Here is a 12,659-nt window from a genome sequence, read left to right as displayed (position 1 = left end):
GTTCAAGCCATTGATCTGGAACCCATTAAACCACCATGCGAGCCGCGGCTGGCAGCCGAAAACGGCGCGGTTTGATCCATGATGGCCAAAAATGGTCGGGGAGACAGGATTCGAACCTGCGACATCCTGCTCCCAAAGCAGGCGCGCTACCGGGCTGCGCTACTCCCCGAACCGCGGACGGCCTTAGGTTTGGGTCCGGCGAAGGGCAAGTGGAAAGCGGTGCCTACTCCGTACATTCGACCTTTCCGGGCACGACATCGAAGCGGCGCGCTCCGACCATGCCGGGTGGCAGCGGCTTGCCGACGATCGCGACGGCGAGGATGCAACGGCCCGCCGTGACGCGATACTGGTCCTCCGCCACCCATTCGACGCGGTCGATCGGGCGCCCCTCGAAGGCGCCGACGACATCGGCGTTGTCGAGGATTGCCTTCAATTCGGCGGTTCGCTGATATTGCGGCGGCAAGGCGGCATGTGCCGGCAGGCTGGCGGCTAGAAGCGCCGCGGCGGCGTAACGATACAGATATTTCATGACCTTGATCTCCTGACTGCCTATCCCGCCGATGTCGCGATCAGCCGCGCGTAGAAGTCGATCATGCGCTTGAAGCTGTCGACCTTCATATGTTCGTTGGTGCCGTGGATCATCGCCGATTCCTTCAGCGAGAAGTGCATCGGCATGAAGCGATAGACGTCCTCGGACACCGGTTCCATGCTGCGGCTGTCGGTACCTGCGACGACGAGCGTCGGGGTCAGCACCGCCTGCGGCGCATCGGCGCGCGCGGCGGCCGCGATCCATTTCCAGCCCTGCGAGCTGGTGGAGGAGATGCGCGAGGGTTCGCGCGGCGGCTTCACCCAGGCAAGATCGACCTTGGCATCGCCGACCGCCGCCTTGGCACGTGCCATGACGTCGGCGGACGTGTTCCACGGTGCAATGCGGTAGTTGATGAGCGCACTGGCCGATTGCGGCAGGACATTCTCCTTGGGGCTGCCCTCCAGCATCGTGGGAGCGATGGTGGTGTGAAAGGCCGCGGCGGTGGTCGGCGCACTGCCAAGCTGGCGCTTCAGGAGCGGAGAAAACAGCCAGGGGTTGGCGACCGCCATCTTGGTCGTGCCCCCCTTTTTCGCGGCGAGCGCCTCGATCATCGAGGCGCCCGGGCCGCGGAATTCGATCGGGAAGGGATCGCCGGTGATGTCTAGCACCGCCCTTGCCAGCGTTTCGACGCCTGTTTCGGCGGGCGGCATCGAGCTGTGCCCGCCGGGCGCATTGGCGGTGACCTTCAGCGTGGCATAGCCTTTTTCGGCAATGCCGATCATGATCGCGGGGCCGTCGATGACAGGCGTGTCGGTGAGCACGATGCTGCCCTCGTCGAGAGTGAAGATCGCCTTCACGCCCTCGGCCTTCAGCTTTGCCGCCGCGGCGATCGCACCGGTGCCGCCGGCTTCCTCGTCATGGCCCGAGACGAGATAGATGCCGCGTTTGGGTCTGAACCCCGATTTCGCCAGCGCCTCGATCGCCTCGAACAGGCCGATCAGCGAGCCCTTGTCGTCGACCGTGCCCCTACCCCACACCGCGTTTTCGGCGATGGTCCCGGCGAAAGGCGGATATTTCCAGTCCTTCTCCGTCCCTTCGGTCACCGGCACGACGTCCTGATGCGCCATGAGGATGACCGGCGCGAGCGAGGCATCGCTGCCCGGCCAATGATAGATGAGCGTCCGGTTCGGCAGGATCGTCCGCGTCATGGCGCCATGGGTCGCGGGATAGGTCGCCGCAAGCCAGACATGGAGCCGGTCCCATTCGGCGATCTGGTTGTCGGCCGGGTCCTGATGCGAAATGGTCGGGATCTGCGCCGCGGCGCTGAGATGCGCGACGGCGTCGGCGAGATCATAGGCGGGCGCGGCGGCGAGCGGGATATCGCCGCCATCGGCGATGTCGGCGGGCGCAAAGCTGGCGGTGCGGAACGCGACCGTGCCGGCGACGACAGCCAAGACAGCAAGTCCGCCGAGCAGGATTGTTCGTTTCTTCAAGCCCATCGCTCCCCGATATTTTCGGGCATTGGAGCGGGGCGGGTTTCGATTTGCAAGGAAAATGGTGGGCCCGGCAGGACTCGAACCCGCAACCTAGCCGTTATGAGCGGCCAGCTCTAACCATTGAGCTACAGGCCCCCGGAGGGATGATGCGCGATAGCGGAGCGTAGCAAAGCTTGGCAAGCGCGTTCAGCCGCTCGGCCGCATTCCGCTGCGCCATATCGAGAATTTCAGCCGTCGTCGTCGGTTCGACGCCGCGTTTGGCGAGATGATCGAGCACCACGCCCCACCAGCGATAGAAATCGGAAAGATCGGCGTCGGTGCGAACATAGGGGGTATTGCCCGGCTGCAGCGACGGCGAGTGGAACGAGAAGTTGAGTATGGGCAGCCGCGTCTCGACCGCGATGTCGATGGCGTGGCACGCCTTGGCGGCGGGAATGCCCTCGGGCGTCAGCGCAATCCGCTCGGCAAGGCCGAGCCGCGCGAAGGCCGCGTGGCTGTTCGACGAGGTCCGATGGTAAAGCCAGCGCCCCGCTTTTCCGAGCAGCCCGCCGAAGACGGTGGTCACCGGGACTTCAAGCAAGCGCCGGTCGGCGCTCCGCGTCCACCAGGGATAGAGCGGCATGGCGCGATAATCGGGGCCATGGCCGGGACGGTAATCGAAGCCCGAGCGCACCGACGTGTCGCAGCGGAAGCCGAGATCGGCGAGCATCGCCGCGCTGTCGGGACCGAGGCCATAGCGCCCGGCACGATAGACGGTCGGAGCTTCGCCGAAGCCGTCGCGAATCGCATCGCGCAGTGCGGTCATCTTGGCGCGCTGCAGTTCGGGCGGCAGGTTGCCGGTATAGCTGTTGCGCTCGTTCACCTCTTCGTCGTGCGGCGGCGTGACCCAGGGATGCAGCTGCGCCCCGACCTCGCACCGCCCCGCCGCGCGCGCTTCGCCGAGGATCGCGACGGCACGGTCATCGGCGACGATCGGCCAGTCGACGAGATAGATGGGCGCGACATTCGCGGCTTCGAAATAGCTCTGGCAATCGGCCAGCGCGGGAACCGAATCGAGCCGGTATCCGATGCGCGCAAAGGGTGCCGACCAGTCGAAGTCCTCTTCGGTGTCGATGGTGACCCAGAAACGCGGCTTTTCGTCCGGTCGCAACCGGACCAGATCGGATGCCGCGGGCGGCTCTAACAGATTGTCCGCCCGTTCCACCGAGCCCTTCCCCCGCACGAGGCGCCCCGCCCCGATCAGTCGTTCCGCTGCTGGACCGTCGAATCCGCAGCCGATGCCGGGTTGGCCGAGGGAAGGTGCAAGGTCAAGGCGTTATGCCCGATATCGAGGCGTCCCCCCGCCGCCCGCGCGAGACTGTCAACGAGACGCAGCGAGAAGCCGAGACTGAGAATCGCGGCGCCCGGCGCGTCGCCCTCGGGGCTGTAACTGGGGTCGAGCAGGTCGCGCGCGGGGGTGAAGCGGATCGCTACCGGGCGGACGAGGCGCAGCTGGAGTTGATCCTTGTGCGCCGGATCGGTCAGCAATTGCCCGACGAGCGATGCATTCGATTCGGATACATCGACGAGCGCGGTGATCAGGCGGCCGATCATCCGGCGTGCACCGATTTCCTCGACCGCAGCGTGAAAGGGACCGCCGACGCGCGAGATGCTGATACCGACGCCATGGTCGACGAAAAGGGGTGCAAGGTCCCGCTCGACCTGCGCAGTGATCGCTTCGATATCGCAGTGGCCGCTCGCCGGGGCGGATGTCTCGGCGACGGGCCGGGTCGCGGCCTGCAGATCGTCGATGATCGCCTGTACAGCAGCCGCATCGGCGACGATCGTGTCGGCCATCGCGCGATAGGCGCTGCTCACGGGTCCGAACATCTGGCCCGAGATGATCTGCGCGAAGCCCGAGATGGCGTTGAGCGGACTGCGCAACTCGTGGATCAGCTGGCGGATCGAATCGCCGGCATTGTCCTCGGCGGGCAGGCCATAGGGAATTTCGTTGCGCTGCGGACGCCGAGCACTGCCGCGATAGCCGCGAAACTGGCCGCTGGCGCGGTCGAACCAGGGCAGCGCCGAAAAACGCCATTCGCCCGCGTCGGTCTCGGAACCATCGAGGATCATCCGCGCGTTGATCATCTCGGCGCGCTGGCGGAAGGCCCCCGCTGCAGCCCCGTCGGTGCCGGGCTCGCCGCCGAGCGCCGCCTCGGCGATCGACAGGCCGATCACGGCGCCGCGCGCTATGCCCTCTACCCAGTGGATGACGCCATCGGGGCCGGTTTCGAACAGGAAGGATTCGCGTGCCGCAGGCGCTGCCGGACGCGATGCGACGGCAGCGGCGGCCTGACCGCGACCGGCCTGATATTTGTCGATACGGCGGACAAGCTCGCTGATCTGGCTCGGCTCGGTGTCAGCAGGCGGCGCCACTACGGGATCGGACTCGATCGCTGGCTCGGCGATGCGGTCGGGTTGCGGCAGTGCGACCGACGCGGCTCCCAGACTCGCGAGTGCGCGATTGACGCCTTCGGGCAGGTCGCGCCGCGCCGCGAGGAAGGAACGCGCCATCGGGCCGGTCGCGGGAAGCAACGCAAGCCAATCCTCCTCGGCGAGTTGCGCGTCGCGGAGCATCGCGTGCGACACCGCAGGCACGTCATTGGCATAGAGGGCGACGATAGGGGCAAAACGGCTGTGTCGCGCGATCGCCCGCGCGCAATCGTGGCGGACCCCCTCGGGTATCTGCGGGCGCAGGACCGCGAGCGCATGAAGCGCGCGGCGAATATCGTCATCGTCCAGTTGATTACCGCGCTGAGCCAGAATATCGGAGAGCTGACGCCAGGCCGCGACGCAGGATCGCCGGTCGGCCGGAGCCTGACGCAAGATGGTCGCGATCATCGTATCGGCGGTCACGCGGCGCGGCCCCCACCCCTCAAACTGGTTAGCGTATGTTTACCGGCTAGCGTGAATCCCGCGGTCATGAAAGCGCCTTAACCAAGCGCGTCGCATTGTGGGACAATTGCAATCGCCTGAAATATAATTATGGTCAGAGGCACCAGAGGGAAGCGGAAGTTACAATGATGGCGAGTCAGAAATTTGATCAAATCGACCTGCAAATCCTGCACGAGCTACAGAAAGACGGGCGGATGACCAACGTCGAGCTTGCCCAGCTGGTCGGATTGACCGCCCCGCCTTGCCTCCGCCGCGTGCGGGCGCTCGAGGAATCGGGGGTGATCAAAAGCTATCATGCCGACCTCGACGCGGCGAAGCTCGGGTACGGGATCACGGTGTTCGCGATGGTGAGCCTGCGCAGCCAGGCCGAGTCCGACCTCAAGGCCTTCGAGGACTATGTCGGTGCGCTGCCCGAGGTGCGCGAATGCTATATGCTCAACGGTGAGATTGATTTCCTGCTCAAGGTGGTCGCGCGCGACCTGCAAAGCTTCCAGTCGTTCCTGACCGCGCACCTGACCTCGGCACCCAATGTGACGAGCGTCAAAACCTCGCTGACGATCCGTACGGCGAAACAACTGGCCGGTATTCCGGTCGAGCCCTGATCCCCGGCCTCTGCCGGGGCCTGAGGGGCGCGAAGCCGGCGTTTTTTAAAAAAAGGCGCCAACCCGGTTGGGTGGCGCCTCTTTTCATTCCAGCTCTCCGGTGTCAGCTGGCTAGGCGCCGCCACGTCAGCGGGAGCAGCCGCCGGTGCATCGAGCTTCACCACCCACAGGTCGGCGAGCCGCTTGCGCTGTCCCGTCACCTGGGCGAAGCTCGCCTTGGCGCCTGCGGCATCGCCCGAAAGCGCTTGTGCGACACCCATGCGATAGGTCCAGAGCTCCTTGTCGCCGCCTGCCGCGATTGCCGCCTTGTACAGCGGAATCGCATCGGCGTAGCGGCGATAGCCCACCATCGCATCGCCGGTGGCGCCGGCGGTCTTCGCGACCGACAGCGTCGAAGGCTTGGCCGCATAAGCGGTCAGCGTCGATTCCTCATCACCCATGCGTTCGGCCTGCGCCTTGGCAATCTCGTCAAGCTTGGCGTCGGGATCGGCAATGACCTTGCTCGCCTTGCCTTCCTTGATCAGCGCGACGACTTCGCCGGGCAGCGCCGCCTCGGTCGCCAGCGCCGCATATTCCAGATATTCGGGGCGCTGGAGCATGGAATTGGTCGCACGCATCAGCCGCAGGATGTCGAGTCCGACTTCCTTGCTGTCCCCCGATTGCTGCAGAAGGATGAACAGGGCCTGGCGCCAAACCTGCGGCTGGTTGTAATCGCGCAGGCGCAGCGTCATCAGGTCGAGCACTTCGCTATTCCGTTTCGCTGCCTGCAGCTTCTGGATCGGGCGAACATATAGTTCGTCGGATGGACGCTGGTCAGCGGCGCGGCTCGTTTCGATCGCGGCCTTCGCGACGGCGATCCCCTTGTCGAGCTCATTGCTCTGCAACAGGCTGTCCATCAGGAAAACATCAAGCTGCGGTTCTTTGGAGCTCGGCCGCCTTGGCGGCTTCGAGCCGCTGTATGGCTTTGGGATAATCCTTGTCGGTATAGGCGAACTGGCCCGAGTAGAAATTATAGGGCGCAAGACTTTCCGGCGGGACCAGAGTGGTTCCGAGCATGCCGTCGAGACCCTTGCCCTGTGTCGCCTTGTCCGAGTTCAGAATACCAAGCTGGAGCGTGTAAAAGGACAGCCAATATTTGTCCTCGGTGGTCGATGCCGTACCCTCACCCTCGGTGAGCGCAGCCTGAAGGGCGGCCGCGTCCTTGGCATTGGCCGCCTCCATCATCTTCTTGACCGACGGGGCGAAACCCTTGCTGGCGGGGATGGTCGTGCCCTTCTTGGCCTCTTCTTCCTTCTTGCCCTTCTTTTCCTTCTTGGGCTTGTCCTGATCCTGGGCGGCCGCGGGGGTGGCCGACATCGCCATCAGCGCGCAGCCGAGCACGGCGGCCGTGGCCGTCGCGGGCATCGAGCGAAAACGGGTGAACATGCGAAATCTCTCCTTCGATTCGGCGGCCGCGCGCATCGGCACGCGCAGGTTCGGCCGCGCCTGAAACGCGGCTAAACCCCTGACGTTGCCATGGCAAGACAGGCCGTTGAAATTTGCACTGGCAGGGAGCGGCTGAACGGCGATTGAACCCTGACGATGCTCGCGGTTCAGGCGACTTCGTCGATCGCCCGGTTGATGTCGCGCAGCACCGCCGGATCGCCCGGCGCGCCCGCCATCGCGGCCTCGGCGAGCTGGATCAGCGGAATGATGCCGAAGGTCGCGGCCAGCCCCTTCAGCCGCAGCGCCGCGACGTTCCAATTGGCGTCGCAGCGGGCGCGGCGCATCAGGTCGGCCAGCTCGCGGGCGCTGCCGGTAAAGGCGTTGCGCAGGTCGAGCGCCATCGCGGCATCGTCGCCGATGGCGGCGGTCAGATAGCGATCGAGTGGTCCACTGTCGAAAGACATTCCACAGCCTTGACAGCCCATGGTTAAGTTTCCGTTTCGTGGCGGGCATTTGCTGCTATGATGCCGGTATGACGGGGCACAAGAAAATTGTCGGTTTGTGGCAGGAATCCGGGGAAAATCCGGAAACGGACGGTCAGGCCGCGGAGCGGGTTGAGGCGAGCGCGGCCGAAGCGGCGGCGGCGCCCGAACGCGACTGGCTCGACCCGTCGACGCTCGCCGCGGATGATGAGGCCGAAGATATGGAAGCGAGCGGTTCGACCTTTCGCGACCGCATTGCCCCCACCCTACTGATCCTGCTCGGCCTCGGCTGGGCCGGTTTTGCCGCCGCCGCGGCGACCGGGAATTTCGCCCGCGCGCCCGGCACGGCCGAATGGCCGGGCCTGATCGCGACGATCGCGATGCCGCTGACCCTGCTCGTCGTGCTGTGGATGGCCCTGCTGCGGTCGAGCCGGTCCGAGCAGGCGCGCTTCGCCAAGGTCGCCGCGGCGCTGCGTGACGAAAACACCCGGCTCAACCAGTCGATGCACTCGCTCGGCCTTCACCTCGCCGATGCGCAGCGTCAGCTCGCCGAGCAGGCGACTACCGTGCAGCAACTCGGCCTCGATACGGTCGCGAGGCTGACCGAAAGCAGCGACAAGCTGGCGACCAACGCGTCGGTGATCGCCAATGCGCACGACCAGCTCGCGCGTTCGGGCGACGTCGCCTTGCAACGGATGGACGGGCTGCTCGCCGGTTTGCCGCGCATCGACGATGTCGCACAGCGTCTGGCGGGCAATTTCCGCGAAGCGGGACTCGTCGCGCACCAGCAGGGCGCCAGCCTGGAAGCCAAGCTGGCGGCGCTCGCCGAGGAGGCCGTAAAGGCCGCCGAGACCGGCGAGGCATCGGCGACGGTATTGCAGAACGTGATCGGATCGCTCGAAGCCCGCGCGAAGCAGGCGGAGAGTGAATTGCTTGCCGTCTCGGCGCAGGTGACCGGCGCGCATGAGACGACGCTGGCGCAGGTGACACAGGTCGCCGCGGCGCTGCACCACGAACTGACCTCGACGGTCGACACGATGAGCGCACGGCTGGGCGAGACCTGGCAGGCGTTCCGCGACGGGGTGGCAAAATCGGCGGGACAGCTCGACGACCGGCTGGCGATCGCGCGCCATGCGAGCGACGATATCGGCGCGCAACTCGCCGCCCATGGCGTCGCCAGCGAGGAGCTGGCGGCGCGGATCACCGGTCATGTCGCCGAAATCGGCGACCGGCTGGAATTCCTTGACGTCAGCGTATCGGCGAGCGCCGGAGTCATCGGCCGCGCGATCGACGACACCAAGGAACAGCTCGCGACGTTCATGCAGCAGACCGAGGCCGGCAATGGCTCGGCGCGCCAGCTGATTTCGCACGCCGAATCGCTGCTGCTGGCGCTCGACGCCGTGACGCGCGAGATGGACGAAACGCTGCCGCACGCGCTCGACCGCATCGGCGCCCATGGTCAGGCGACGCGGACGACGCTCGGCGAGTTGCGGCCGTTGCTCGAAGCCTCCGAACTGGTGGCGCAATCGACGCTGTCGCATGTGAATGCCGTACAGGCCACACTGGCATCGAACGAGACGCAGATGGCGGGACATGCGGAACGCCAGCAGGCGCTGGTCGAACGGATCAACGCCTCGCTGGCCGAGGCGGATGCGGCGCTCGCCAAGCTGCGCGACGGGGCGGATCAATTCGCCGAACAGGGCGGCGCCAAGATGATCGCGACTTTGGGCGAGGTCCGCCAGACCGCCGATTCGGCGGCCAGTCAGGCCCAGCAGACGATCGAAAAGCTCGTCGCGGGCACGCGCGAGGCGATGCAGTCGTCCGCAACCGAAGCGATCGACGCGGCGTTCCGCAGCGAAATCATGAAGCAGCTCGATGCGATCGGCGAGGCGTCCGAACGCGCGGTGGCGGCGGCGAACAATGCCACCGACCGGTTGATGCGCCAGCTCATCACGATCATGGACACCAGCGCCAGCGTCGAGGCGCGCGCGGCCGAAGCCGAAGCCGCGATCGCCGCGTCCGACCGCGATTCGCTGGCGAAACAGGTCGGGCTGCTGACCGAATCGCTGAAATCGACCGCGATCGACCTGACCAAGATCCTGTCGAGCGAGGTCAGCGACACCGCGTGGGACGCTTATCTGAAGGGCGACCGCGGGGTCTTCGCGCGGCGCGCGGTCAAGCTGATCGAGAATAGCGAGGCGAAGGAAATCCTGCGCGTCTATCAGAATGACGACGCCTTCCACGCCGCGGTCAACCAGTTCATCCACGATTTCGAGGCGATGCTGCGCCTGCTGATGAACACGCGCGACGGGTCGGCAATCAGCGTGACCCTGCTGTCGTCGGATATCGGCAAGCTCTACGTGGCGCTGGCGCAGGCGATCGACCGGTTGCGAAACTGAGCCTCGTCATTGCGAGGAGCCGCAGGCGACGCGGCAATCCAGAGTTTGCGTAAACCGCCCTGGATTGCTTCGCTGTGCTCGCAATGACGCCGTATCGAGGCGTCAAGCCCGCCCGCTCAGCACGTCGGGATCGGCCCAGCCGTTCACATAGGCGATGTAGTAAAGCACGAAGCACACCGCCGCGGCGATCGTCATCTGGAGCAGGACGCGCTTCGGACGAAATGTCGCGGGGGCGCCGCGGTCCTGGCCCGGAATCAGCGGTGCATCGGCATCCTCGGCGCGGCGGCCGTGAAACGGCAGCACGAAAAAGGCGCTGAACACCCAGAAAAGCGTGAAGATCGCGAGCGCCGAGGTCCATTTCATGGCGCTCCCCCTACAGGTCGACCAGCATGACGTCGACGACCGGCTTCTTGCCGGTCCAGTCGGTCGCGATGCGGCGGACGCCGAGGCGGATCGCCTCGCGCATCTTCTCGACATCCTTCGCGCGGCGCGAGCGCGGCCATTTCGGCCGCCTCGCGCATTTCGTCGATGAAGGCCTCGCGGTCGTCCTCCACCGGTACGCCGCGATAGCTGACCGCGCTTTCGGTGAACTTGCCTTCGGTGAAGATGACCGCGACGGTGATGTGACCGTTGATCGACAGCTTGCGCCGCTCGTTGATCGTTTCGCCGTCGGCGGGCAGGATGACGTCGCCGTCGAGGATCAGCCGAGCCCGAGCGGACGCGTTCGACGATCCTGGCTAGGCCCCGGCGCGAGCCGGACGAGGTCGCCATTTTCCTGGATCAGCGTATCGGGCACGCCCTGTTCGAGCGCGAAGCGTGCCTGTTCGTGCATATGGCGGATCTCGCCATGTACGGGGACCACCAGCTTCGGCCGCAGCCAGCCGTACAGCGCGGCGAGCTCGGGCTGGCCGGGGTGGCCGCTGACGTGGATATGCGCCTGTTTCTCGGTCACGGTCAGCACGTCGCGCGCGGCGAGCTGGTTCATGATGCGGCCGATCGCAACCTCGTTGCCGGGGATCTGCTTTGACGAGAAGACGACCGTGTCGCCCGCTTCGAGTTTGATCTGGTGCATGTCGGCGGCCATGCGCGCGAGCGCGGCGCGCGGTTCGCCCTGCCCGCCGGTGGCGATCACCATCAATTTGTCGCGCGGCAGGCGCATCGCCTCGTCGAAATCGACCGTTGCGGGGAAGTCCTTCAAATAGCCGACCGAGCGCGCGACGCCGAGAATGCGGTCGAGCGAGCGGCCTGCGACGCACAGCGTGCGCCCCGTCGCCTTCGCAACCTCCCCCAGAGTCTTGAGCCGCGCGGCGTTCGACGCGAAGGTGGTGACGATCACCCTGCCCTTCGCGGCGCCGACGGCGCTCAGCAGCCCGTCCTTCAGACCGCCCTCGCTGCCCGAGGCTTCGGGGTTGAAGGCGTTGGTCGAGTCACCGACGAGCACATCGACGCCCTCGTCGCCGATCGCGGTCAGCGCCGCGGCGGTCGAGGGGGTGCCCAGCACCGGATGATCGTCGAGTTTCCAGTCGCCGGTGTGGAAGACGCGGCCATAGGGCGTGTCGATCACCGCCGCACTCATCTCCAGGATCGAGTGAGCGAGCGGCATCAGGCGGATACCGAAGGGACCGAGCTGGAACGCGGCGTCGATGTCGACCGTCCTGATCTCGACCTCGTCCTGCAAACCCTCTTCGGCCAGCTTGTGCGCGATCAGCCCGGCGGTGAAACGATTGGCATAGAGCGGCACGCCGAGTTCGGCGGCGAGATAGGGCAAGGCGCCGATATGATCCTCATGGCCGTGGGTCAGGACGATCCCGAGCAGGTCCTTCTTGCGGTCCTCGATGAACTCGAGGTCCGGCATGATGATGTCGATGCCCGGATAATCGTACGTGCCGAAGGTCACGCCCAGATCGAGCATGATCCATTTGCCGTCGCAGCCATAGAGATTGGCGTTCATGCCGATCTCGCCCGACCCGCCGAGCGCGAGGAAGAGCAGTTCCTTGCCGGGGGTGGTCATGCGGCATTCCGTTGGTTGTACAAATGCATCAATCCATTGAGGGTGAGATCGGGTTCGATCCGGTCGAAAAGGTGCGCCTGTTCCTGGAACAGGGTCGCAAGGCCGCCGGTCGCGATGACGGTGAGCGGCTTGCCGATTTCGGCCTTCATGCGCGCGATCAGCCCCTCCATCATCGACACATAGCCCCAATAGACGCCGATCAGCATCTGGCTTTCGGTCGTGCGGCCAATGACGCTGGTGGTCGCGGGCGCCTCGATCGCGATGCGCGGCAGCTTGGCCGCGGCGGCGACCAGTGCTTCCAGAGAGAGGTTGACGCCGGGCGCGATGATGCCGCCGAGATAGGCGCCGTCGGGCCCGATATGGTCGAGCGTCGTCGCGGTGCCGAAGCTGACGACCAGCTTGTCGCTGCCGGGCTCGATCGCCTGCGCCGAGATCGCGTTGACCGCGCGGTCGGCGCCGACCGACTGCGGCTCGTCGACCTTCAGCGCGATGCCCCAACTCACCGGCGCGCGGCCCGCGACGAGCGCGTCGACGCCGAAATATTTATGCGCGAGCAGCTGGAGATTGTGGAGCGCGCGCGGGACGACCGTCGAGATGATGACCGCGTCGACATCAGCGCGGTCCTGCCCCTCGATGCGCATCAGCTGGTCGAGCCAGACCATATATTCGTCGGCGGTGCGGCGGTCGTCGGTCGCGATACGCCAGCGCGCAAGCAGGGTCGCTCCATCGAACAAAGCGAATTTGGCGTTGGTGTTGCCGACGTCGATCGCGAGCAGCATGT

General features: G+C 65.8%; 10 protein-coding genes, 2 tRNA genes and 1 pseudogene. 3 read left to right on the top strand and 10 right to left on the bottom strand.

What is annotated here, in order from left to right:
• Positions 1-92: 92 nt before the first annotated feature.
• The 4 genes from N0A20_RS06590 to N0A20_RS06575 form a co-directional block, all read right to left on the bottom strand.
• Positions 93-169: transfer RNA gene (locus N0A20_RS06590), tRNA-Pro, on the bottom strand.
• 54 nt (positions 170-223) lie between these two features.
• Positions 224-529 (bottom strand): hypothetical protein, encoded by a 306-nt coding sequence (locus N0A20_RS06585; protein ID WP_260583128.1) that lies wholly within the window; start codon positions 527-529, stop codon positions 224-226.
• A 20-nt stretch (positions 530-549) separates the two neighbouring features.
• Positions 550-2,022: a M20 family peptidase gene (locus tag N0A20_RS06580; protein WP_260583127.1), complete on the bottom strand. Its 1,473-nt coding sequence runs from the start codon at positions 2,020-2,022 to the stop codon at positions 550-552.
• Positions 2,023-2,084: 62 nt separating this feature from the next.
• Positions 2,085-2,160, bottom strand: a tRNA-Ile gene (locus N0A20_RS06575).
• Positions 2,161-2,290: 130 nt separating this feature from the next.
• Between N0A20_RS06575 and N0A20_RS20040 the strand changes: the two genes are divergently transcribed.
• Positions 2,291-3,208 (top strand): hypothetical protein, encoded by a 918-nt coding sequence (locus N0A20_RS20040; protein WP_312846610.1) that lies wholly within the window; start codon positions 2,291-2,293, stop codon positions 3,206-3,208.
• Positions 3,209-3,264: 56 nt separating this feature from the next.
• Here the strand turns inward: N0A20_RS20040 and N0A20_RS06565 are convergent, their stop codons facing one another.
• A complete protein-coding gene (locus N0A20_RS06565; protein WP_260583126.1) occupies positions 3,265-4,920 on the bottom strand; it encodes a histidine kinase dimerization/phospho-acceptor domain-containing protein in 1,656 nt (551 codons plus the stop codon).
• 167 nt (positions 4,921-5,087) lie between these two features.
• Between N0A20_RS06565 and N0A20_RS06560 the strand changes: the two genes are divergently transcribed.
• Positions 5,088-5,561, top strand: a complete 474-nt coding sequence (locus tag N0A20_RS06560) for an Lrp/AsnC family transcriptional regulator (RefSeq protein ID WP_260583847.1) — start codon at positions 5,088-5,090, stop codon at positions 5,559-5,561.
• A 906-nt stretch (positions 5,562-6,467) separates the two neighbouring features.
• On the opposite strand, the gene N0A20_RS06555 is transcribed toward N0A20_RS06560, so the two are convergent.
• Positions 6,468-6,986: a hypothetical protein gene (locus N0A20_RS06555; protein ID WP_260583125.1), complete on the bottom strand. Its 519-nt coding sequence runs from the start codon at positions 6,984-6,986 to the stop codon at positions 6,468-6,470.
• Positions 6,987-7,153: 167 nt separating this feature from the next.
• Positions 7,154-7,450 (bottom strand): Hpt domain-containing protein, encoded by a 297-nt coding sequence (locus N0A20_RS06550; protein WP_260583124.1) that lies wholly within the window; start codon positions 7,448-7,450, stop codon positions 7,154-7,156.
• Positions 7,451-7,518: 68 nt separating this feature from the next.
• Between N0A20_RS06550 and N0A20_RS06545 the strand changes: the two genes are divergently transcribed.
• Complete coding sequence (locus N0A20_RS06545; protein ID WP_260583123.1) at positions 7,519-9,867, top strand: apolipoprotein A1/A4/E family protein; 2,349 nt, start codon at positions 7,519-7,521, stop codon at positions 9,865-9,867.
• Positions 9,868-9,969: 102 nt separating this feature from the next.
• On the opposite strand, the gene N0A20_RS06540 is transcribed toward N0A20_RS06545, so the two are convergent.
• From N0A20_RS06540 to N0A20_RS06530, 3 genes and pseudogenes are all read right to left on the bottom strand, one after another.
• Positions 9,970-10,230 (bottom strand): DUF1467 family protein, encoded by a 261-nt coding sequence (locus tag N0A20_RS06540; protein WP_260583122.1) that lies wholly within the window; start codon positions 10,228-10,230, stop codon positions 9,970-9,972.
• A gap of 10 nt (positions 10,231-10,240) precedes the next feature.
• Positions 10,241-11,878 (bottom strand): annotated as a pseudogene (locus N0A20_RS06535) (ribonuclease J).
• The gene (locus N0A20_RS06530; RefSeq protein WP_260583121.1) at positions 11,875-12,657 is read right to left on the bottom strand and encodes a type III pantothenate kinase; all 783 of its coding nucleotides are present in this window, start codon (positions 12,655-12,657) and stop codon (positions 11,875-11,877) included. Before N0A20_RS06530 ends, N0A20_RS06535 begins: the two are co-directional and overlap by 4 nt.
• Positions 12,658-12,659 lie beyond the last annotated feature (2 nt).

Source organism: Sphingopyxis sp. PET50 (assembly GCF_025244705.1).
Classification (GTDB): domain Bacteria; phylum Pseudomonadota; class Alphaproteobacteria; order Sphingomonadales; family Sphingomonadaceae; genus Sphingopyxis.
This window is presented reverse-complemented; position numbering and strand designations above follow the sequence as displayed.